At 35.0% G+C, this 25,962-nt stretch carries 13 protein-coding genes; 1 reads left to right on the forward strand and 12 read right to left on the reverse strand.

Going from position 1 to position 25,962, the window contains the following annotated elements:
* Positions 1–46: 46 nt before the first annotated feature.
* The 5 genes from EMN46_RS13565 to EMN46_RS13585 form a co-directional block, all read right to left on the reverse strand.
* On the reverse strand, positions 47–1,294 hold the full coding sequence (locus EMN46_RS13565; protein WP_195715275.1) for a TolC family protein: 1,248 nt from the start codon (positions 1,292–1,294) through the stop codon (positions 47–49).
* A 117-nt stretch (positions 1,295–1,411) separates the two neighbouring features.
* A complete protein-coding gene (locus EMN46_RS13570; protein WP_154201365.1) occupies positions 1,412–5,218 on the reverse strand; it encodes an efflux RND transporter permease subunit in 3,807 nt (1,268 codons plus the stop codon).
* Positions 5,219–5,307: 89 nt separating this feature from the next.
* Entirely contained in the window at positions 5,308–5,676 is a 369-nt protein-coding gene (locus EMN46_RS13575; RefSeq protein WP_154201366.1) for a hypothetical protein, read from the reverse strand.
* A 507-nt stretch (positions 5,677–6,183) separates the two neighbouring features.
* Positions 6,184–9,885: a M1 family aminopeptidase gene (locus EMN46_RS13580; protein ID WP_154201367.1), complete on the reverse strand. Its 3,702-nt coding sequence runs from the start codon at positions 9,883–9,885 to the stop codon at positions 6,184–6,186.
* Between the two features lie 2 nt (positions 9,886–9,887).
* The gene (locus tag EMN46_RS13585; RefSeq protein ID WP_154201368.1) at positions 9,888–10,763 is read right to left on the reverse strand and encodes an ABC transporter ATP-binding protein; all 876 of its coding nucleotides are present in this window, start codon (positions 10,761–10,763) and stop codon (positions 9,888–9,890) included.
* Positions 10,764–11,363: 600 nt separating this feature from the next.
* Here EMN46_RS13585 and EMN46_RS13590 point away from each other — a divergent pair.
* Positions 11,364–11,753: an FKBP-type peptidyl-prolyl cis-trans isomerase gene (locus tag EMN46_RS13590; protein ID WP_154201369.1), complete on the forward strand. Its 390-nt coding sequence runs from the start codon at positions 11,364–11,366 to the stop codon at positions 11,751–11,753.
* A 118-nt stretch (positions 11,754–11,871) separates the two neighbouring features.
* Here EMN46_RS13590 and EMN46_RS13595 read toward each other — a convergent pair whose 3' ends face one another.
* The 7 genes from EMN46_RS13595 to EMN46_RS13625 all read right to left on the reverse strand — a co-directional run bounded on the left by EMN46_RS13595 (position 11,872) and on the right by EMN46_RS13625 (position 25,960).
* The gene (locus tag EMN46_RS13595; protein WP_154201370.1) at positions 11,872–13,110 is read right to left on the reverse strand and encodes a glycoside hydrolase family 5 protein; all 1,239 of its coding nucleotides are present in this window, start codon (positions 13,108–13,110) and stop codon (positions 11,872–11,874) included.
* Between the two features lie 28 nt (positions 13,111–13,138).
* The gene (bglX, locus tag EMN46_RS13600) at positions 13,139–15,409 is read right to left on the reverse strand and encodes a beta-glucosidase BglX (RefSeq protein ID WP_154201371.1); all 2,271 of its coding nucleotides are present in this window, start codon (positions 15,407–15,409) and stop codon (positions 13,139–13,141) included.
* A gap of 15 nt (positions 15,410–15,424) precedes the next feature.
* The gene (locus tag EMN46_RS13605) at positions 15,425–17,608 is read right to left on the reverse strand and encodes a glycoside hydrolase family 3 protein (protein WP_154201372.1); all 2,184 of its coding nucleotides are present in this window, start codon (positions 17,606–17,608) and stop codon (positions 15,425–15,427) included.
* A gap of 46 nt (positions 17,609–17,654) precedes the next feature.
* The gene (locus EMN46_RS13610) at positions 17,655–19,109 is read right to left on the reverse strand and encodes a glycoside hydrolase family 30 beta sandwich domain-containing protein (RefSeq protein WP_154201373.1); all 1,455 of its coding nucleotides are present in this window, start codon (positions 19,107–19,109) and stop codon (positions 17,655–17,657) included.
* 151 nt (positions 19,110–19,260) lie between these two features.
* Positions 19,261–20,802 (reverse strand): RagB/SusD family nutrient uptake outer membrane protein, encoded by a 1,542-nt coding sequence (locus EMN46_RS13615; RefSeq protein ID WP_154201374.1) that lies wholly within the window; start codon positions 20,800–20,802, stop codon positions 19,261–19,263.
* A 17-nt stretch (positions 20,803–20,819) separates the two neighbouring features.
* Positions 20,820–23,885, reverse strand: coding sequence for a TonB-dependent receptor (locus tag EMN46_RS13620; protein WP_195715276.1), 3,066 nt, complete (start codon positions 23,883–23,885; stop codon positions 20,820–20,822).
* Between the two features lie 347 nt (positions 23,886–24,232).
* Entirely contained in the window at positions 24,233–25,960 is a 1,728-nt protein-coding gene (locus EMN46_RS13625) for a glycoside hydrolase family 9 protein (RefSeq protein WP_154201376.1), read from the reverse strand.
* Between the last annotated feature and the right edge of the window lie 2 nt (positions 25,961–25,962).

Consider the following 25,962-nt stretch of genomic DNA (forward strand, 5'->3'; position numbering starts at 1 on the left):
CCACATCAACTCACTACCACCCTTCAACTTCGCTCTGGGGTCATAATTATTTACCCATGAGGTATGAGACAAATGAAATAGCAGCTTGCTTATCTGCTTTAGCTTTTTCTAATTCTAAATTATATTTCAAGAGTTTGCGTTCCATTCTTAATATTTCCTCGAAATTCTTATTACCAGTCGCATAATTCGTTTCCAGTAAGTGTAAGGCTTTTCTGGCCAATTCCAGTTGTGAGTGAAAGAGATGAATTCGTCTTTCACCATCACGGTAATCTTTCCAACCCTTTTCAAAAAGAGTCTCAAGAATATTGCTCTTATTAAGTTGTTCTAGTTCTTTGGCTGTTTCCAAATAAACCACCTCTTTTATCATAGCCTTATACTTATTCCGATAAAGCGGGATTGTTAATCCTATTTTTGGAAAAACAAAAACATCCGTTCCTGCCAAATTCATATCGCCCTTTCCTGTTACGATATAATCGAAGCCAATATTAATGTTAGGCTTGCCCGCCTTTTTTGCCACTTCTTTTCTAAAACTTAAAGCTTGTTGTTGAAAGCTCAAATTTAAAAGTTGGTGATTATTGCTCTGAATAGAATCAAGTATAGCCTCTTTGCTTAGAGCCAAATCAGTATGCCACAATTCTTTTGGAAGCCATATTTCTTCTTTATTTTCTGTGTTCAATAAATTATTAAACATCACCTCTAAGACAAACTGTTTATCCCTTAGTAAAGCCAACTGATTTTCCAGATCTCCCATTTCAATCTCAATGCGATAGCCATCGAGTGCTGATACCAGTCCTGCCTCTAATTTAATCTCCGACATCTTTCTAAAGGACTGAAGTATATCAATATTGTCAAGACTAATAGTAATAGCTTTTTTATTAAAATAGAGGTTGTAATAAGTCGTTCGTATCTCATGAAAGAGCTTGGCTTTAGCCTCTTCAAAGGCCTCATATTTGGCTTTGGCAGCTTGAATTGCACTATTTTCTTTCGCCTTTAAAGTTCCAAACCATGGAAACATTTGAGAGGCTGAGAATTTAAATTCCTGAGGTCCCATTCTTGTTTCAACAGGTTTTATAAAATAGGCAAATGCTACTTGTGGATCTGGCAAAGCCTTTACCTGAGGCGCACGTTCCAATGCTGCTAAATAATCATTGAACTTAGCTTTAAGTCCAGAATTATTTGCTGCAGCCTCTTCTAAATAATTCCTAAGCTCGCTTTGTCCAAATCCTGAGATAGGAATCGCGATTAATAGAAACAGATAGAAAAAAATCGATATATATATTTTTTGTATGTTCATCTTCATATTATTTACGTGTCATAAATATTAAATAATTTAAAACCACCTCCCCATCGTATCTCGGGGACTCCTCCTTATATTCCGATAGCCATCGGGAAGGAGGAGAAATATTTATTATTATACTAGATCAATGGCATCTTGCTTCTTTATTTTTCTCTCTTGCCACATGCTATAAAGTACAGGAACCATCAACATGGTTAAAATCTCAATAGTCATACCGCCAAATAAGGGAATTGCCATCGGAATCATGATATCTGAACCTTTTCCTGTAGATGTTAAAACAGGTAGCAGAGCAATAATGGTCGTTGCAGTCGTCATAATTGCTGGACGAACTCTTTTAGAACCCGCCTCAATAATCAGCTCTCTAACTTCCTTTACCGATTTAGCTGGATTTTTATCCTGCAATTGCTTGATATAAGTACTAATCAAGACTCCATCATCAGTTGCCACTCCAAAAAGCGCAATGAAACCGACCCAAACGGCGACACTCAAGTTAATGGTCTGCACTTGGAACAAATCCCTAAAGTTCATACCTGCCAATGAAAAATCTAAGAACCAAGTTTGACCGTAAAGCCAAAGCATGATAAATCCTCCAGATAGGGCGACAAGAATACCCGAAAAAATTAGCGATGTTGAGACCACCGATCGAAATTGGAAATATAGAATCAAGAAAATAATGATTAACGAGATAGGTACCACAATTATTAAACGTTTGGTTGCCCTAATCTGATTCTCGTAATTACCCGTAAAGACATATGAAACACCAGCTGGCAAAACAAACTCACCTGCATCAAGTTTTTTATTCAGATAGGCTTGAGCATTTTCTACGACATCAATCTCTGCAAATCCTTCTTTTTTATCGAAGATTACATAGCCCACTAAAAAGGTATTCTCAGATTTAATCATCTGCGGACCTCGCGTATAATGAAGGGTGACCAAATCTCCCAATGGTATTTGGACACCTGTAGGTGTTGGAATCAAGATTCTCTTTAAAGCCTCTGGGTTATCACGATATTCTCGTGCATATCTCAATCTCACAGGAAAACGTTCACGACCTTCAACCGTTGAAGTCAGCTTCATACCGCCAATGGCAGAACTAATAACAGCCTGCATATTTTTTATGGATAAACCATAGCGTGCAATCGCATCACGGTTAATTTCCATTTCCAGATAAGGTTTTCCAACCACTCTATCTGCAAAAACAGACATGCCATTTACACCTTCTACTTGCTTAAGCTGTTTCTCCAATTCAAAACCTACCTTTTCAATACTTTCCAAATCAGGTCCGAAAACCTTAATCCCCATGGGTGCACGCATACCTGTCTGCAACATCACCAATCGAGTTTCAATAGGCTGTAATTTTGGAGCCGAAGTCAAGCCTGGAATAGTCGCTTTTTTGATGATTTCATCCCAAATATCACTGGATGATTTAATCTCATCGCGCCACTGACGGAAGTATTCACCATTTTTATCAATAATTAAATTTTCCATAGCAACTGAACGGAATCCATCCTCTTTAGGATTATAAACCGATCCATCTTTTAGAATAAATGCCTCATCACGATTAACTTTGAAACGCATTTTATGTCCATCCTCATCAAGAATATATTCTGACTTATAATTAATCACATTCTCGTACATGGATGTTGGTGCTGGATCTAGTGCCGAATTTACACGTCCCCACTTACCAACAGCAGACTCTATTTCTGGAATTGCATTGACTTTTTTATCAAGAATACGAATTACTTCAAGGTTCTCTGCTATACCCGAATGTGGCATGGTTGTGGGCATCAGTAAGAAAGAACCTTCATCTAACGAAGGCATAAACTCTTTTCCAATACCAGGTAAACTCTCGTCTAAATTCTCGTATATAGCTGTTTCTTTTACAAAATTGGGAGCAAAACCAAACATCTTATCAAAACCTTGCCAGCTAGTTAAACCGAATAGAATAATGAAAATTGGCAGACTTAAAAACTTCCATTTGTTATTTAAACACCAGGTCAAAATTCGTGAGTAGAAGTAGACAAAGCTTGACATCAGTCCTAAGATGATTGCAACAATAAGAATAACGAACACAAAATTTGTGAACATGCTGTATTGTGCACCCATCGGCATCCATGCCTTTGTCAGGAAGAATACAATCACGACAATTGTAATGGCAATATTGATGATATTTATCCAGAACTTTTTAGTTGCTGACCATCTATCGGATAAAAAATTATTCAAGCCATAAGCCGTAATAACAATCGCTATATAATAGCCTGTAAAAATTGAAATAAGGAGCCCCGAAGCAATAAGTATGATACTCCATGCTTTCTTAAACTTATTTTTATCAAATCGGATAGAAAAAATTAAGTGAGCCAGTGTCGGAATAATAATTAAACCAATCAGCAAAGCTGCTAGCATGGTAAATGTCTTGGTAAAGGCAAGAGGTCTGAAGAGTTTTCCTTCGGCAGCCTCCATGGCAAATACAGGTAAAAAACTGACAATGGTAGTTGTAAGTGCTGTAATTACAGCTCCCGCGACTTCTACGGTTCCTTCATACACCACATTCAGCAATTGTTTACCTTTGGCTCCAACATTCTTTGCCATGTCGATATGCCTTATGATATTCTCAGTGAAGACAATTCCCACATCAACCATTACTCCAATAGCAATTGCAATACCTGAAAGTGCTACAATATTGGCATCGACACCAAACTGACGCATGGTAATGAAAGTGATTAAGACCCCAAGCGGTAATAAAGATGAGATCAAAAATGAAGCTCGAAGATTCATAACTAGAACGATCACAACAAGAATACTAATTAAAAGTTCCAAAGAAATGGCTTCTTCGAGTGTTCCTAATGTTTCTTTTATTAAACCAGCTCGATCGTAGAAAGGTACAATTGTCACTTTCGAAACCGTACCATCAGCTAATGTTTTAGATGGTAAACCAGGAGTAATCTCAGCAATTTTTGCTTTTAAATTATCAATCGTTTGTAAAGGATTGGCTCCATAACGAGCAACAACGACACCACCAACGGCTTCAGCTCCACCTTTATCGAGTCCGCCACGACGAGTTGCCGGACCAAAGTTTACTTTAGCCACATCTGTCAATCGAATTGGAACATTATCGTGAACAGCAACAACAGATTTTTCAAGATCCTCCAGGTTCTTAATATAGCCCAAAGCTCTTACTAAATATTCCACCCGATTAAATTCGATGGTACGCGCACCAACATCGAGATTACTATTTTTTACAGCAGCCATAATTTGTGCCACATTTACACCATGAGCTCGCATAGCATGTGGATCGATATCAATTTGATATTCCTTTACAAAACCACCAATTGATGCCACTTCGGCAACTCCTTTGGCTGAAGTTAAGGCATAACGAACCTGAAAATCTTGAAGGCTTCTTAATTCGTGCGGATCCCATCCTCCAGCCGGATTTCCATCCTTATCACGCCCTTCAAGCGTGTACCAGTATATCTGCCCCAAAGCAGTAGCATCGGGACCTAAAGCTGGTGAAACATCAGATGGTAAAGTTCCAGATTGAAGCGAATTGAGTTTTTCCAGTATTCGAGTACGACTCCAATAGAACTCAATATCCTCATCAAAAATGATATAGATACTCGATAAGCCAAAAATGGAATTACTTCGAATGGTTTTCACTCCTGGTATCCCAAGTAATGAGGTTGTTAAAGGATAAGATATTTGATCTTCAATATCTTGAGGTGAACGGCCAGGCCATTCGGTATAAACGATTTGTTGATTCTCCCCAATATCGGGAATAGCATCAACAGGTACAGGATCATTTGGCAAAATACCTGTCTCCCATCCAAAAGGTGATGTTACAATACCCCATGAAATGAAAATAGTAAGTACCAAAAATGTGATCAGTTTATTCTCAAGGAAAAAACGGATGAATTTATTCAGCATAGTTATTTTTTTATGATTTTTTAAACACAACAATTCGTGCAAAACATGAGGTTTAACTCAAAATTTTACATCAATTTATCAGGTTTAAATCATAAACGATAAACTTGCAAATCGGAAAGGACAGATTGTATTTTTAGTGGTGGTGGCTTATGGTAAGCAACCAGTTCAACTAGATCAGTATAGATTGAACCTTGAAAGAGTTGAATAAGAGCTGGTAATAAAATAAAGTCATTCGTAAAATCAATATTAAAAGTACTTATTGTATAATCATCATCAGTATCAACTTTAATAATTTTATTTTTACAATTAGGACACGAATCGCCACAACAATTATCAGATTGAGATATAAAATCAATCGATTTTAGTTCGTCACCACAATAATGTGCAGATACAGTCAGCCCCATTGTTGTAATCATGACAACAATAGCTAATAGAATATGACTGATTTTTCTGAACATTTTATTTTTTCATAAAAATACACTAAGAAAATTTCACGTTTAGTTAAATATTTGTTAAAAAGAAATGAACGAATAAAATCACCATTAGAATATTACATAAAACCTTATTCTCAATAAATATTTAACTCTCAACAGCAACACCTTAACATGAAATATCATCAGTTTTTATTAATTTAGAGAATAAGATAATCCGACCATAATTTAAATTTTAAACTTATTTAGAATTTTAAAAAAGATCTATATTTCAATATATTCTCTCTAAACTCTATAGTTGTGAAAGCTAATTTTTATGCCCGTATTGTCGATAAATACTAAATGCCAAAGGCGATATTATATTACTCGTGGAAAATTCAGAAGGAAAAATAGATTTGAATATGGAAATACTAATTTTGAAATAGAAAAATTAATATTTGAATTCAACAAAGTAAATTATCTAATTAAAAATATAAAATGAAAGGCTACCATAAATCGGCAGCCTTTATTACTTAGAATTAGTCACTAGTCAGATTATGTTGTTTTCGGATCGACTTCTTTTTCATCATCCTTAGATCTCAATTTTTCTGAGTTATCCGATATTTTTCTATCGATTAACTTGTGATATGGATCAATAGCAACACTATATGGTTTTTCATCTACAATAAAAGAGAATGTGTTCTCCTTGGCAGTAATATGAACCTTCTTAAATAAAATCTCCTGCTCTACTTTATTTTCATCTTCAACAAAAATAGCCAGGTCAATCCAATCATTCATATCAACGTACTCTTTATCTTCTTTTTTACTATCGGTATTAAAAGAGATGCTAACAGCTCCATCATCAGTCTTTAAATCAGTCGTATTGTCTTTAGCAGTATTGATAACTCTATACTTCTCTGCTTCAACAACAAAATCGACTTTAAACTTACCATCTTCGGTTTTAGAAACATAAGCACTATCTATCTTATTATCAAACAGGGTAATTGTTTCTAGCATATCAGTAATGACATAATCAAGAGAATCTGGCATATAACGATGCATTAAATCAACAAATTCAAGCGAAGTTGTGTAGGGAGGCTCTTGGTAAGCTACCTTAGAGATATATTCACTAAGCGCTTTATTAAGATTATCCTCTCCCATATAATCAGATATGGCATACATGGCAACCGCACCCTTATTGTAATGAATATATTGCTGATTCTCGTTATACATTAGAGGTTGCTCTTTCACACTTTCACCTCCTCTTCCGCGAAGGTAATTATTAAGCTCTTCTTTCATGTACTTACGAATCTTAGCCTTTGAATATTTCGTTTCCATCACTTTTATAGATGAATATTCAGCCAAACTCTCCGACATTAAAGTAGCACCTTGAACATTTGCTCCAATAACCTGATGAGCCCACCACTGATGTGCCATTTCGTGAGCAGTTACTTGATAGGCATAACTTGCTGCACCTTTTTCCGATTTATCCTCCTTAGCAATAAATCCAATGGCTTCTGAGAAAGGAATGGTATTCGGAAAGGACTGTGCAAAAGTTCCTCTAGTACGTGGAAATTCAATAATCCGTATCTGTTTGTGAGGATAAGGACTATAATTTTCACCATAATATTTAAGTGAAGCTTTTAAGGCATCATCCATATCGGCAAGGTTATACTCATGACCTTTATTGTAATAAATCTCGATATTAACTCCCTTGTATTTATCGCGATATACTTCATACTTTCCAGATACCCAGGCGTAAAAATTAAGAATTGGTTTATCCATTTTATAATGGAAATAAACACGATCACCTTCTACCCATTTTTTCTGCAAGTAACCTGGCGCAATTGCAATTTGATCAGCAGATGTACTAACTGTCGTTTCAAAATTAACCCAATCGGCACATTCCGAAATATAAGTATTACCCAAGGCTGATGTATCCGTTGGCGGAGCCATACGCTCGCGTTTAGGCAAATTATATTTCTTACGAACCGTATTATCTGTTAATTCTCCAGCACGTGAATAACCTAGAGTTGGGAAACCACCATTATTTAAAAATGTTCCGTTAGCTAAAACTGGTGAATTTTTTCTTAAAAAATGATTCTTTTGATTACTCAATGTAAAATGCAACTGCATGGAATCACCAGGCATCAACGGCTTTTCTAACTTGTAAATATTATACTGATATACAGTATCTTTACTCACCAAATCGGCTGTTCTCGAAAACTCAACTTTAGTATTTCTATAAGTATAGTTAATGTGAATTGAGTCTATTGCCTCATTTGTTTTATTCTTGATTATATATCTACCATTAACCTTTAGGTCATTTGTTTTAGGAAACAAATCCACATCCACCTTAACATCGATAATACGTGGTTGAGCAATATTGTAGTACTTAGCATATTTGGTCTCCCACTCTACCTGCCCAAGCTCTTGTTCTTTTGCTGATTTATGCTCATATTTAACATTATCTACCCAATATATATAAGATCCAATTGCAACAAAGCCAAGAGTAAAAATAGTAAGTGAAGTGTATAATGTTCGAGTTAGATTCTCTTTGGCTCTATGAAAACGAATCTTAACCGTTTCGCGAACACCACGACGCCATATCGCCAATCCGAGGGTTAATAAAATTGAAGCAAAAAGTAACCAATAAAATCGGTAAAATAAATAGGCAAGAATTCCACTGCCATAACCATTCAAATCGGAATAAGAGGTACTAGGTCCTACATTAAAGTTAAATATCCGTTGCTCAATTCCCAATTTACTAATAAAAGGACTCGCAATCATAAATATGAACAGAATAAAAAATCCGACATAAAAATTTGATAATAGCGATTGAACAAACATAGATAAAGCTGCCCATACAATATACATAGGCAGCAAGAACACAAACAACTGCAAGATATAATGTAAAGGTTCTATTACATAGTAGCCATCAATAATTTGAAGGCATATACAAGTGAACATGACAACACCTAACAATAGTATTTGGACCTGAACTAAGGCAATCAGTTTAGAAAAGTATTGAACCCAATTAGGTGTACAAGTTACATCGACCAATTCGAACATTTTCGCACGTCGCTCACGCTGAACAAGCATTCCCGAATACAAAAAGGTAATTAGTAAAAGGAACAATTGAAACATTGAACCTGGAACCATCAACATTTTCCACGTGGTAGGATAAGTAGCTGTTCCCATAATATTCATTACTGTTGTTTTTGCAAACACCATAAACAGAATACCAAAAGCGACTAATATGATAAAAGGAACTGACTTTATAATGTACTTAAAATTCATCACTGAAATCTTCCACATCAATTTCAAATTCCAGCCATAGGAATTGTCAATTGTTACTTTAGGAAGATTTATATCCCTAAGGTTATTAAAGTTGTCTTTGGTAACAACAGCACTTTTTTTAGAGAACCAACGAAAAGACAAAGCATGTTGCGAAAATTGGAACTTGAAATAAGTAGCTGCAAACACAAGAGCCGAAACTGCAATCCAGATTAATCGGTTTATTAAAACCAATCCTCCCATGGGCAACAAATTGGTGTTTCGCTCTGCTACATTCCAATACTCTGTAGCATTTTTTAAAGCTGTAGCTCCAAAAGGATCAAGTAATGCAGCTAGCGTTTTACTATCTAGGTCCTTCATAAAACTTTGTGCCATAGCTTGCACAAAAAATAAAATAATCATGGTAATAAAACCAGCTCCAAGGTTTCGTGTAAATGTAATTACACCAAAAACTATAGCACCAAAAAGAAGAATGTTAGGTAAAATAACCAAACCATAAATCTGTAAAAAGGCAAGCGGACGAAATGGCCCGAGCAATTCTTGATTAACACCTGGCAAAAAAGGAGCAATGACAAAACCTAAACCAAACACCATAAATATGGCCATTGTAACAACAATAGAACTTAGAAATTTGGCCAAAATGTATTCCGATTTTTTAAAAGGATACGAATACAAAATAGAATGCATTTCGGAGCTAAAATCGCGATTAATAGAACCGCCAACAATAGATGGAAGCAAAAAATACCCCAAGGTCAAAATTCCAAAACTACCAAACAAGGCAATTGGTGAATTTGCCAAACGTACCGATGCCATAGTAGCCGTGTTACTATCGAATACACCAATACTACCAGCCATTATCAATGTTGAAATGATTAGAAGAACACCTGCATAAATATAAGTTGCAGGATTTTTAAGCCAATATTTTAATTCGAATTTAAAAAGTGTATAAAATTTACTCATGATTAGTTTACGTTTTTAAGTGTAACAAAGTAAACGTCTTCCAAATCAGCCTCTTTCGGGATGAACATCTCATCTGGCTGAGTTTCTGAGTAAACATTGATATTCATACTATTATCATCGTTAAATTTACTGGAAAGAATTTCGAATTTATCTTTCTGTTCATTAAGCGCAGATCGTTCGATTCGCTTTGTCCACATCTTTCCCTTGATTTGCCCAACAGCCTCTCTAGGTGTTTGATGAGTCATAATTGCACCACCATTCATAATAGCCATATCTGTGCAAAGATCCTTAACATCATCAACAATATGAGTAGAAAAAATAACAATATGATCCGTTCCAATTTCTCTTAAAACATTAAGAAAACGACTACGTTCAGCTGGATCTAACCCTGCAGTAGGTTCATCAACAATAATAAGTTTAGGGTTATTAAGCAAAAGTTGAGCAATACCAAAACGTTGTTTCATTCCGCCCGAATAACCATCTACATGTTTCTTACGAGCATCGGTAAGATTAGTTTGTGCCAATACAGCTTCAACAATTTCTTTACGCTCCTGCTTGTTCGAAATTCCCTTAAGTGCAGCAAAATGATCCAATAAATCTTCTGCCGACATTTTTGGATAAACACCAAAAGTTTGAGGTAAATACCCAAGTCCGTTACGAAGCATCATTTTATCTTCCATAATATTAACACCATCGAATACAATACTGCCAGAATCGCCTTCTTGTAGAGTCGCTATGGTACGCATAAGTGTTGATTTTCCTGCGCCATTGGGCCCTAAAAGACCAAACATCCCCGTCCCTATTTTTATATTTACATTATTTAAAGCCTTAACACCATTGCTATAGGTTTTTGTAAGATTCTCGATGATTAATTCCATTAGTCTGTCTTTTTAAAATTTAGATAATAAATGTATATAATTTCATCTAATATTAATACTGTCAAGTTTGTCAACTTGAATTATTTCGATAAAAGCCTTATTATCACATACGAAAACATCTAATTACACTTTAAAATTTAAAAGTCTTTTGCATGACTTATTTAGAAATTAATGATTACTGTTTAGTAAATCATTTGTAATAGCCGTTGATTATAATGGGTAACTATTATATACCACTTCTTGGTTAAATTTGAATAAGCACACCTTAACAAGTGTAGTAGTAATCGTGTTAGTCATCATCCATAAAGAAGTGAAATAATTTGAATTAACCCATTTCATAGATTATTTACGACTCGATATTAACCACCCGCTTCGCAGGTGGTTAATCAAATTCAGCCCATTCGGGGCTATAAAAAAAGTTGCCTAAAAAAACATGTTACCCTCCTAAATCAACTTAAAACCTATATTTTATTATACTTATAAATTGCCTTCATTTTTTATTTTAACTCACAAATGAAAACAAGCTATCTCAACATAGCACATATTAAGGATATAATTAAGATATTTGCAAAAAACACATAAAATTGAAATCCAAAACACATGAAAAAATATAGATTCAAACACCAGAACGAAGAAGATATCAAAGCTTATATAAAGGCTAATAAACTAGATGCTCAAAAAACAGATTCTGGTTTATACTACTCTATTTTTAAGGAAGGTGAAGGCAAACGTCCAAGTGCTGATTCAAACATTACGATTGACTACTTTGGCTATTTTACTGATGATGAAGCCTTTGACCAAAATCAAAACTTTGAGATTAATTTGTCGGAGGTTATTGCTGGATGGACTGAAGGAATTCAACTTTTTAAAGAAGGTGGAGAAGGTATTTTACTTATTCCTGCTCATTTAGGTTATGGAATTGAAGACAATGGCTCAATACCAGGTGGATCGGTTCTTATATTCGACGTTCAACTTAAAAAAGTTAACTAGATCAAATTTGATTTATTTTTCCAAAAAAAATATCATACAAAAATAGCCCTACTTCATAATTGAAGTAGGGCTATTTTATTACGCTCAAATAATACAAATATTTTTATCGAGCTTAGTATTATTTACTTTCTAAATTAAATTCTAATGCCTTGCAATAACCCTTATTTGAATAACAGTTTTCAAACTTGCTATTCTCTACAAATTGATTTAAAATAGCTACCACCTCTTTCGGTTTTATACCATCAAGACTATCCTTAAGAGTTCTAATCTTAGCAAATGAGCTTCTATCGCTCTCTGCGTATTTAATGAAATTACCATAAGTACTAGGTTCATCATAATTCATTGGTCCGCGAGTGTTATTCATTTTCTTGTAAGGCCAAAATGTCCAATGAATTTCAGTTTTATCCAATAATTCTCTAAAGTTTTTAACCCACTTATCATCGTTTTCGCCACTTTCTCCCATCAATATTGGTACATTATATTTATCTCTAAAGTCAATATACTGCTGTATTTCCTTTTGTTCAGGAGGCATCCAATACTTGTGGAATGTGTAGACTAATTGATCATCAAACGGTTCTGTGAACACCGAAAAATCAGTTTCCCAAACAGCTCCGCCTAAAAACACAATATGCTTATCATCCACCTCTCTTATTGCGCTTGTAATTTTTTTATACAAAGGTTCCAAATTAGGTTTCAGATTATCATCATCAAAATAATGAGGAATGGCTTCGTTCAATAAATTATACCCGATTACTGTCGTATTATCAGCATACCTTTTTGCAATATCTTGCCAAATATCACAGGTCTTTTGCTTCATTCCTTCATCTACCATTAACCAAGGATAAGCATCACTATTATCTATATTATCACCAGATTGTCCACCTGGAGCAGCGTGCATATCAAGCAATACATATATATTGTATTTCTCACACCAACTAATCGCATTATCCAAATACTTGTATCCATGCATGTCTCTTCCCAGATAATCATCATGAGTCAATAAACGATAATCGAATGGTAAACGTATAATATTGACGCCTGCTTCTGATAACCATTTTATATCAGCCTCAGTGATATAATTATCTAAAAAAGAATCCCAAAAAGCTGTAGTAGCACTATTACCAATCAATTCACGAATGGCTTGATCAATTTTACGTGGCGAGTTGCAATCTTGCATTTTAAACATATATCCCTCTGGAAGCAACCAATTACCCAAATTCACACCTTTCAAATGCAATTTTTCACCTTGCGGTGAGTAAATAGCTTTACCATCCACATAAGCGTATTTTTTTTCTGACTGCTGACAAGATGTAGCCATCAGTATCAAAATGAGATATATCAAAGTTTTCAAATTCATAATTATTTATTTCTGAGTAAATTCATTATTAATCTTTAACAGTAAAACTAACTTTTTGAACATTCTGTGAATCAGTACCCACAAAAATATGGAATGTGCCAGATTCCAAAAGGAATTCACCATCGGGTGAATAATAACCCAAATCCTTTTTACTCAATTCAAACTTAACTGTTTGTTGTTCACCTACTGCAAGTTTTACTTTTTTATAAGCTTTTAGCTCTTTAACAGGACGAACATATTTTGCAGCTGGATCTTGAATATAAACTTGAATAACTTCTTCACCCTCTAAATTTCCTGCATTGGAAACGTTCACACTCAATTCAATACTTTCTGCTTTTCCAATAGATGTTTTATTCAAAATTGGAGTAGAATATTTGAATTTAGTATAGCTTAAACCATAGCCAAATGGATACAAAGGCGTATTAGGAGAGTCGGTATAATGCGACCAGAAAACGTTCCCCGAAGACAAAGATCGACCTGTACTCATATGATTGTAATAGATAGGACATTGCCCAACATTTCGAGGGAACGACATCGTTAATTTACCCGATGGATTGTAATCTCCAAAAAGAACATCAGCTATGGCATTACCAGCTTCTGATCCTGCAAACCATGTTTCCAAAATGGCAGGAGCTTTTTCCGCTAGCTCAGGAATAGCAACCGGTCTGCCATTCATTAAAACAACTACGATATTTTTATTCACCTTATAAACGGCATTAAAAAGAGCCATTTGGTCTCCCTTTAAACGAATGTCGGTTTGACTTCGACCTTCTCCTGTTTGAAAACAATCTTCACCAATTGCTAAAACAACAACTTCTGATTGTTTGGCAGCCTTTATTGCTTTAGAAAATCCAGATTGGTTATTTTTACCATAGGTCAATTCCACTCTAAAATTACGTTCACCAATGGTTAAATCGCAACCTTTAGCATAATTAATCTTCGTTTTAGGTAGCGCATTTGTGATACCTTCTAAAAGAGATACTGCCGAATTTGTAATAGCTTGGGCTCTCCAACTTCCTAAAGGAATATCCTTACTGTCGGCCAATGGTCCAATCACAGCTAGTGATTTTACATTTTTAGAAATAGGAAGTAATTGATTTTCATTTTTAAGCAAAACCATCGATCGCTTCGCGACTTCTCTTGCTGCAGCTCGATTTTCTTTATTGTAAACCAGTTCTTTCTCTCGTTCTATATTGGAATATCGATAAGGGTCATCAAAAAGTCCGAGTTTGTATTTAATTTTTAGAATTCTACGTACAGCATCATCAATAAGTGATTCAGCCACTTTTCCTTCATTCACCAATTCTTCCAAATATGGCAAATAAGCATCGTTTTCCATATCCATATCAGATCCAGCATTAATACAGAGTTCTCCAGCCTGTTTTAGATCTTTTGCACCACCATGGTAAGCAACTTCTTCGATGCTTCCCCAATCGGATACAACGAATCCATCAAAACCCCAATCACCTTTTAGCAAATCTCTTTGCAAATAGGCATTTGTCGAAGCAGGAGATCCATTAATCAGATTAAAGGAATTCATAAACGTAGCAACACCTGATTCAGCAACAGCTTTGAAAGGTGGAAGAACAATATTGTGCAATGTATATGTTCCAATGTCGACAGTATTATAATCTCTACCCGATTCGGAAAATGCATAAGCGGCAAAATGCTTAGCACATGCGGCTACCGTATAATCTTTAGAGAGATCAGCGCCCTGAAAACCACGAACGCGAGCCACGGAAAAGATACTAGCCAAATAAGGATCTTCTCCACAGCCTTCCATAACGCGTCCCCATCGGGCATCTCTACCAACATCCATCATTGGAGCAAATACCCAATGCAATCCCGATGCTGATGCTTCTTTTGCTGCCACTTGTGCCGATAGTTTTAACATGTCAGTATCCCACGAAGAAGCTTCTGCCAATGGAATAGGAAACATCGTTTTGTATCCATGAATCACATCGTAAGCAAATAACATTGGAATACCCAATCTACTATTTTCAACAGCCAACTTTTGTGCTTCATAAGTTGCTTTAGCTCCTTTTACATTAAGCATAGATCCTACTCTTCCATTCTTAATCTCCTCTTGTAAGTTTTGAGTATTTTCTTTATCGGGCGCAGGTCCTGTCATTTCCCATTGACTGGTACGTTGATTCATCTGCCCAATTTTTTCTTGCAAAGTCATTTTTGCCATTAGATCATTGACAAACTGATCTTCTTTACTTCCCGAATCGTTTTGCTTTGCACAAGATGATAGTAACAGCAGGCAAACAAAAGCTAAATATGTGTATATTCTCATTCTCAGTTTTTATATCTATTCTACTTCAATAATAATTGTTTTACTAATGTTTTTAGAAGAAGTTCCCAACATCAATTTGAATTGTCCTGGTTCCAATTTCCAATCCTTTTTCACATCATCATAAAATGCCAATTTATTTACAGGGATTTCAATATTAACAGTTTTACTTTCTCCTGAGTTTAAAGACACTTTCTTAAAAGCTTTTAATTCTTTTAATGGTCTTAATACAGATGATTTCACATCGTTTACATAAACCTGAATAACTTCTTTTCCCTTAACTTTCCCCGTATTTTTCATTTCACAAGAAACAGAAATGACATCTCCTGATTTATATTCCTTTTTATTAACAGAAGCTTTTGTCATATCAAACTCACTATAAGAAAGTCCAAATCCAAAAGCGTATAAGGGTTTAATTTTTTTTGTATCGAACCAACGGTAACCAACTAATATATCTTCTTTGTATTCCTGTTTTGTACCATCCCCTGGATAAGAAATTTCTCCAAATGAATGTGCTGCATTATCTTCCAATTTAACAGGAAAAGAAAAAGGTAGTTTCCCTGATGGATTTACATCTCCAGAAAGAACATCTGCAAGAGCATTTCCAGATTCGCTACCTAAATACCAAGTTTGAACAATTCCTTTAACTTGATTTACCCATGGCATTTTTACAGCATTACCACTCACTAATACGACTGCCGTATTTTTGTTAACTTTTAGTATCTCCGATAATAAATCATCTTGCCCGAACGGTAAGGAAAAAGACTTTCGATCATCTCCTTCACAATCTTGATGATGATTTTTATTTAATCCTCCCACAAAAAGAACTATATCAGCTTTCGCTGCGATTTTTATAGCTTCATTTTTTAAAGAATCCGCATTCAGTTTTGAGTCTATTACTTTACCATAAACCGAAGGTCCTGAAGCATATCCCATGGCATGTAAAATTGTTGCATTTTTAAATCGTTTCTGAATGCCTTCCAAAGGAGATATTTCATGAATAGTTTTTAATTCAGATGAACCACCACCTAAAGACATCATCTTCGTGGCATTTTCACCAATCACAGCTATTGTTTGTACCTTCTCTGGATCAATCGGGAAAAATTTGTTTTTATTTTTGAGTAAAACGATACCTTCTTGAGCAATTTCACGAGCCACATCAAAGTGTTGCTGACTGTTCATACTTCCAAACGGACGCGTTTTATTCATATTTGTTCGGAACATCAAACGAAGAATACGTTCCACTTTCTCATCAATAACAGACTCGTTAATTTCACCTGATTCAACCATTTTAAGCAGAGGATTAGCCATAAAATAATTATCGTAGGCGTTTTTAAGAGAACTGGTTAATCCATCAGTGCCTGTTCCCATTTCAAGATCCAAACCATACAAAGCTGCCTGTTTTGTGTCGTGAGTTGCTCCCCAATCGGTTACCAAAACACCATCGAATTCCCAATCTTTCTTTAAAATTTTATTTACCAAAAATTCATTGTGACAACAATATTGTCCTCGTACCTGATTATAGGCTCCCATTAATGACCAAACATGACCTTCTTGCACGGCAGCTTTAAATGCAGGCAAGTAAATTTCGTACAAAGCTCTATCGCTCAACTCAACATTAATATGGTCTCTCCAATGTTCCTGATTATTTAACACATAGTGTTTAACGCAAGCAGCCACACCATTTTCCTGCACACCATGAATGTAAGGCACTACCATTTTTGAAGCCAAATAGGGATCTTCACCCATGTATTCAAAATTTCTTCCATTAAGAGGTGTTCTGTAAATATTTACGCCTGGACCTAAAATGATATCCTTCTTACGATATCTAGCTTCTTCACCAAGTGCTTTTCCATATTTATAAGATAAATCGGGATTAAAAGACGCTGCAAGACAAGTTAAAGCAGGAAATGCAGTACATGAATCATTTGTCCAACCTGCATGGCTCCAAGTATCCCAATCTATTTCAGTTCTCACACCATGAGGTCCATCTGACATCCAAAGTTCGGGAATTCCCAAACGAGCAACTCCTTTGGAACTGAACTTAGATTGCGCATGGCACATGTCTAGTTTTTCTTTTAAAGTCAGTTGTTTTATAATTTTCTCAATTTTATTGTCCACTGATTCATTGTTGGTTTGAGCAAAAAGTTCATTCGAACTAATTAGTGTAATTAAAAAAATTACAATTGATAATTTCTTCATGTAATGTGAGTTATAGTTAGGAATCCTTAGTCTGATCTAATTTTATTTAATAGATAATGGTTTGTATAGCTCTTGCTGGTATCTCAACACTAACAGTTTGTTTGGCACCAACATATAACTTATAATTTATAGCCTTTTCTGAACGATTCAAAACAACAGTTGCCATTTTACCATTCTCGTTAATGAAAGAAGTGCTCTCTAAAAAGCTGACACTTGAAACAGTACTTACTCTCTTGGCTCCTGGTCGAATGTATTTTGAAAAGTGACCTAAATAATAATAAGATGGCGTATAAATTAAACTATCTGTTCTAATATCAGCATGAATAGGTGCAAAACATAGATTTCCAACATGATTTGGACCTCCTGTTTCATCCAAAAGAATATTCCAATCGGTCCAACCAACGGTTCCTCGGTTAAAGTCATTAATCATAGAACGACCATATCGCTCTGCATTTGGCCAATATTGATATTTTAATGAATCAAACGCTTCATTACACCCTTCGGTGAAGAGTAGCTTTTTATCAGGATAAGCTTCCTGTATTTTTTGTAAGTTATCAAACATGGGTTCACCACCTCGCCAAGTTTCGTACCAATGAAAACCAGTTCCCCAAGCATATTTAGCTGCTTCTGGATCATCAAAGATGGTATTGGCACGATTTGTTATTAAATCTCGATTATGATCCCAAACCACAATATTTTTATCTCCAAGACCTTCTTTTTCTAAAATTGGACCTAAATGGTTTTTAAGAAAATCTCTTTCATCTTCGGCAGTGTAGATACATGATTCCCAACGCTGCTTAGCCATTGGTTCATTTTGAATGGTTACTCCCCAAACAGGAATACCTTCTTTCTCGTAAGCTTTAATAAATTTAGCGTAGTATTTTGCCCAAGTATCATAGTATTCAGGTAATAACTTACCTCCTTGAAGCATATTTTTATTGTCTTTCATGAATGCTGGTGGACTCCATGGACTGGCATAAAACAGCATTGAACCTCCGGCTTTGGCAATCGCTTGTTTAATCATTGGCAAACGAAACTGTCTGTCGTGATCAATAGAGAAAGTTTTTAATTCTTTATCTCCTTCTTCAATATAAGTGAAACTACCACTACTAAAATCGCAACTATGAATAGAGGTACGTATTAAGGAATATGCATTTCCCTCTTTGCCATAATAGGCTGAAATAAGTTCTTCTTGTTTTTGTTTCGATAGTTTTGCAAACACTTCTGCTGAGGCATCAGTAATTGCACCGCCAATACCAATAAAGGTTTGAAATGTATTGTTTGGATTTACGAAAATGGAATTCTCAGTTTCTAAAGCTTGTTTCGTATTCTTGAAGTCGACTTGTGCTGTTTGACTTAATCTAAGATCTGTGCCCTTAGCAGTAGTGATTACTGTTGCGGTTTTTCCTTCTGCACTATATTCAGATATTGAAGAATCAACAGGCTTAACTTGGGAGCAAGCAAAAAAAGCAAGAGCGATAACAGGAATAAATTGTTTCATAATGGAGGTTTACTTGAATATACATTGTCTGTAAAAATAATCTTGTATAAAGATCATCACACGTACTACTTAATAAAATAATTTAGAAAAGACTACCCCCTAATAAAGGGGATAGTCTTTACCTTAACTAACCTAACTATCTATCTATTTTTTAATATCCAGGGTTTTGATCTGTCTCGGCAATTGCATTATTAGCAATAATCTCATTTTGAGGTATTGGAAATAATTCATGCTTCCCTGTTTGGTAACCTAAACTTCCAAGTTCTTGAGAAGCTAAACCCCAACGAACTAAATCCCAATATCTGCTTCCTTCAAATGCTAATTCTAACTGTCGTTCAGTTACAATAGCTTCAAAAACCACCTCAGTTAAATCTGATAAACCTGCACGTTCACGAACTTTATTTAATTCGATTAATGCTAGTCCAGGTTGATCTGAAAAATGGTAAGCTTCTGCTGCCATCAATAACACATCGGCATAGCGCATTAAACGCCAGTTGATTGTATAATTCAACTCTGCTGTTGCTGGTGCAGCAGCAGTTTCAGCTGCTTTAGTTGCATATTTTAATCGCATGAATCCTTCATAATCATGAGCATCACCATTATATTTCTCTGCATATTTACCACCTGTAGCAAAGAAATCATCGGCTGATATAAGCGTTGCATTTTTACGTTCTGTATCTCCAGCATCTATAAAAGCTTGAGCAATTTTTGCTGATGGAGCATTGAAACCCCATCCATTTACAATATTTAGAGAAGAACCTGAAACGTCAAAAATATCACCTCTAGGACCTTGAAGCTGAGCTTCAATATTACTTTCATTAGTTCCATCCCATGGGAAACTTCCCCAATCGTATAGTTCTTGTGAAGTATAAGACATTTCGAAAAGTGACTCTTGTCCGAATTCAGTTCCTTGTGTCCATACATCTGCAAAATTAGGTTCCAAATCATACTCAGAACTGCTAATTACCGCAGCAAGTTGAATTGCTGCTTCAGCATATTTTTTCTGATAAAGAAGAGCTTTTCCATAATAAGCTTGAGCTGTTCCTTTTGAAAAGCGATATTTATCTGCAGAACTGTACTCACTTTTTAATGGTAAATCAACAATTGCTTCAGAGAAATCTTTTTCTATTTGAGCATAAACTTCATCAGCTCCAGCTCTTGGAAGATGGTATTCTGAAGGATCTACAGGATTAACAGTCATTAATGGAACACCTCCAAAAAGAGTAACCAATTCAAGATAATTATAAGCTCTTAAAGCTTTTGCCTCAGCAATTAACGCCTTTCTTCCATCAGTACTTGGTTCAACCAAATTAATAACTGTATTAGCAGAACTAATTGCTTTATAAAAATTGGTCCATATACCTTCAAGTTTTGCGTTCGTTGTTTGAATTGCAAAATCATCAATATACTGATAATCTGCCTGATCACCTTCGGTAGAACCTGCTAAACAATCATCAGCTGGTAAGTTCTTGATAAAATATACACTTGCCCATGCACCACTTGAATAATTTTCTTGCATGGAATTGTAGACTCCTACAACAACAGTTTTTACTTCAGCTTCAGTTTCTAAATAGGTATCACTCGATAATTTCCCTTTGGGTTCAACATTAAGAAAACTATCTTCGTTACACGAAGCAGTAGAGAAAGCGACCGCTATCCCTAATATGTATTTATAGTATTTTAAATATTTCATTTGTTACGATTTTAAAATTAAAAATTAACAGATACACCAAAAACAACCTTACCGGCAATTGGATATACTCCACGATCAACACCTTGTCTGGTATTATCTGAACTACCAGCTTCGGGATCTAAACCTTCGTAATCTGTAAAAGTAAAAAAGTCATCAAGAGATACAAATACTCTAGCGCGATCGATACCTGCTTTTTGAACCAATGTTTTTGGTAAGGTATACCCAAGTTGTATTTGTTTGATTCTTATATATGAACCATCTGAAACCATTAAATCACTACGGTAGACATAATCGCTCAAGTTATTTGCTGCAGGACGGCTAGCATTTGTATTAGTAGGAGTCCAACGATCATCAAACATAAATTTAGGTTTATTTGAGAATGGTCTGTCAGAACGGAACCACCCCATAAAGACATCATTCCCTTCAGAACCTTGCACGAACAAGTTAAAATCAAATCCTTTATATTGAGCATTAAAAGTTGCTCCAAATAAAAAGTCAGCATGAGGATCACCAATATAGGTCTGATCTGCATCCGTGATTTCACCATCTTTATTTACATCAACGACATTAACCTCACCAGTAGCATTATTGATACCAGCAGTTTTATAACCTTTGAAATACCAAATTGGAAGACCTTTTTCAAACCATGTCAAATCATAACCTCTAAGATTATCACCACTTTGTGGAGAATCTACACCAAGTCTTGTTACTTCATTATCTTGAGTAGATAAATTTAAATTAACACTGTATTTAAATTCGTTATCTCTATTATTATAACCCAATTCAAAGTCAAAACCTTTGTTTGTTACATCACCAACATTTTGTATTGGAAAATCATTTCCTGCTGATAAAGGACCAGAACCATTAAATAACAGATCTTTAGTCTTTTTGTTGTAATAATCCATTGAGAAGGACAGCTTTCCTTTTAAGGCTCTAAGATCAAAACCAAGGTCTACTTGTTCTGTTGTTTCCCACTTAAGATCAGGATTAACCAATTTATCAATTTCTGCACCTGATTGATAAACATCATCAGCACCTGGGTATTTAAGTCCGAAAACATAAAATTCGGTACCTTCGTTACCTGGAACATTAGAACGACTTCCGTTCTCTCCCCAACTAGCTCTTAATTTTAAATAATCAATACCTTTAATATCAAAGAAATCTTCTTCAGAAATAGTCCAACCTGCAGAAACAGCAGAGAAAACAGCGGCTTGATTGTCCACAGGGAATACATCAGCAGCATCACGTCTTAACGAAAGCTCTAACATGTATCTATTAAGGTAATTATAAGATAAACGACCAAAGAATGAAGTCATTGTATGATTTTCATAACCACCATCTGTACGATCAAGTTTATCTGAAGTTGTATAACCTTGATATGCATATTGGTCACCTTCTTTAATAAGAGGAGCCGAATGCATTGAAAAATCTGGAGCTTGAGACTCTTCAGCAGAATAACCAGCTAAAACAGTAAAATCATGATCTCCAATTTTTTTGTTATAAGAAGCAAAATTTTCCCACATCCAAGTGTACCATTTATTGATATTATCATCTACATAAGATTGAGTATTATTACTTTCTGCAGAGAAATAGTATGTCGGAGCCCAAGAATGTTTTATTTGATAAGTTAAATCAATACCTACTCTTGATGTGAAAGATAATCCTTTAATAGGCTTAATTGTAGCATAAACATTTCCAAGAATTTTATCTTGCACAGTATTATTTTTATACGTATCAAGTAATGCTAATGGATTAGATGTTTCGCCTGTAATATACTCAGCAAGACCGTAATATTTACCATCGTTGTTTTGAAGAACTGTATATCCTTTGTCTAACAATGTTTGTACTCTATCAGGAGTTCCATCATATGTAACTGGAGTTAAAGGATCCATAAGTAGTGCAGAGTTAACAGCACTACGATAGACATCATCTTCACCAATAGATTTCTGCTTAGAGTGTGAAAAGCTAAAATTATCACCAATTTCTAGCCAATCTTTAAGTTGACTTTTAATATTAGCACGAGCTGTAAAACGTTCGTATTTTGCTTTGTCTCCGCCAACAATACCATCTTGACTATAGTATGATCCAGAGATTGCATAAGTAGTTTTATCACTTCCCCCAGAAAAACTTATATGATGTTTTTGCATTGGAGCAACTTCAAATATTTCATCTAACCAATCGGTATCAGTACCATTTAAAGTCACTTCACCAGCACCAGATTCTTGCATCCACTGCTTATATTCACTAGCATTCATTACTTCCATATCACTACGTGAAGATTGGAATCCGTATTGAAAATCATAAGAAATTTTCGACTGTCCAGATTTTCCTCCCTTAGTTGTAATAAGAATAACACCATTAGCACCTTCAGTACCATAAATAGCCGCAGAAGCAGCATCCTTAAGAACTTCCATTGATGCAATATCACCAGGATCAATATTATTAATATCACCCGTTTTCATACCATCAACAATAAACAATGGGTTTGAGTTTCCGTTTGAGTTAATACCACGAACTCTAATTTTTGCACCTGCTCCTGGCGAACCTGAGGTTGATAGGATAGAAACACCTGCCGTTTTTCCTTGTATAGCTTGGTCAGCTCTTGAAACAGGAACATTTTGCAATTCTTCAGCTTTTACACTCGAAATAGACCCTGTAACTAAACTCTTTTTCTTAACACCGTAACCAACAACAACAACTTCATCCATGCCAATTGCATCTTCCAACAAAGTCACATCAATTTGTGTTTGATTACCAACAAGAATTTCTTGAGTTGTGTGTCCTATAAAACTGAACACAATAACGTTTTCGGAACTTGCCATAATTGAATAATTACCATCAATATCTGAGACCGTTCCCGTCGTTGTTCCTTTTAAGGAAATGTTTACCCCAGGTAAAGTTTCACCTGTCGCATCTAATATTGTTCCAGATATCTGACTGCTCGTACTTTGACCGAAAATAATGGCTGCATTACAAAACACCATCATTAATAAGATCGCTGACTTTCTAAGCCATCGACTGTTGCTTCGCTTCCCTATTTTTAGGCAATGTTCAGAAGCATTTAAATTTTCTAATTTTTTCATAAAATTAAATTGATTCATTAGCGTATTATGGTTCTAATTTATTTTCCATAAGAAGAGGACCAACATATCCTTATGGGCTTTTACTTATACTGTTCTCATTAATTGTTTTTATTCATAAAAGTTATTTTTAGGTTTAAGATTTATCTTTTAAATACCAATAGATTTGTATCGTTTGCATAAATGATATAAAAAAACGTTAAGATCTTTTAACTGAAATCAATAGCGAAGTCAATTCTTCATCTCCTATTTTTTAGTATTTTTGCTTCGATTCATTAGCGTATTAATAAAATGAATTCTTTGTTGGAAAGAGAGGACCAACTACTCTTTCCGACATCTTTTGTTCTTCCTTATTGTTTTTCTCCATAAGCATCAATTCCGGAGGTTAAATATACAAGTGGTGCATTCCAATTTATAGCAATTTCGTTTGTTGAATAACTACATTGCTCATCGGCATAAGCCTTGGCTGGGAATAAAGATCTTACTTTTTCATCTCCACAATCATTAGGCACAATTAAATTAGGACCACCAACCAAAAAGCCAGAAACTGGGTCTTGAACAGAATCGGCAGCTGATGGTCGATGGTGAATATTCATAGGACTCAAAGATCCAAATCCTGTCACAAAACAATAAGCTGTTGCATTTCTACCAAGCAAGTAATCTAAACTTTCTCTTGCTGAGTTCAGGTATTTGGTATTTTTTGTTAGTTGATATGCGAATAATTTTAGCATTCCCTGATTTGCAAATTCGGAATTACTTCCCCATTCATATTTGTCAATTGAAATACGGTAAGGTGAATTATTTTCAACTTCAATTTTTTGATCAACATACTTTAGAAAGCGTTTTTGTAATTCAGAAAATTCATCTTTGTGATTAGAACTTAGAATTGATAGCACGCCTAAAGTGCCTATATTTAACCATGAAGGCGTGTTTATTTCAAGTCTAGCGTCTGCGATAAATCCAGAATAAACATTATCATTTGTAGCTAAATATAATTCTGATGCAGCCCAAAACCATTCATCTTTTAAGTTGGTATCATCATAAGGACCTGTAGAAATATCGGAATTTTGCACGTAAAAATCTTTAGGATTTTTAAGCGCCCATTTCCATGCTTTCTCTGATTGAATAAGACAAGAATCAGCTAAACCAGGTAAAGTTGAACTAAAATTAGCAAAAAGACGAGATGCATAAGCCATTGTCGCTGCAAAATCGAGTGTTGCGGCAGTACTTTTTTGAACCACATATCTCTTATTTACTGCTTCATTTGGCATTACAAAACCTTCGAAATTTTTGGTTGTTAATTTGTGATAAACACCACCATCAAACGGATCCTGCATGGTCATCATCCATCTCAAATTATATAATGCTTCATCTAAAATATCCGGAATGTCATTATTAGACTCTGGAATATTCGTATTTTCTTCATTAAAATAATCGGCAAAGGAATCATAAGCAAACAACAAAGTATAGGTTGAAATACTACTGTTTACAATATACTTGTTGTAATCGCCAGCATCGTACCATCCTTTTGGCGATGATATCATACTGTTTTCAGGATGATTCTTATCAGCCGCCGAAGAGTGAAAATAAACAATTGTGTCGGGATGACCTTCGGGGCGAGCCCAAATTCCTCCATACAAACTGTCAATTTCCATTCCTGAGCGATTAAGATAAAAAGACTTCAAAGAACTTTTAACAAGTTCAGTGTAAGGTCTATCTGTGATTCTAATTTTATGAGAGATAATACTATCATTAACTACAATATAATATTCACCCTTACTTGTTAACTCTGAAAAATCAATAGTTTGAACCGTATCGCCAGAAAAGGAGCTGTATTGTTTCGAACCAGCTGCTTTTTCAATTATGATTTCACCAATACTATTCTTAATTTGAAATAGATCGGTATTTGTTCTTACCATTGCTTTTTTAGGAGCATTACTCTCATAACCAACTTGATTGATGAGAATGAGTTGTTCATTTGTAGGAACAAGCTTTTCCATTTTCTTATTGGTACAAGTAAAAGCCGTAAACAATATTAGAAGTAAGAATGCGACTATATTATAGTTATTGATCTTCATAT

Source organism: Ancylomarina sp. 16SWW S1-10-2 (assembly GCF_009669305.1).
GTDB lineage: Bacteria > Bacteroidota > Bacteroidia > Bacteroidales > Marinifilaceae > Ancylomarina.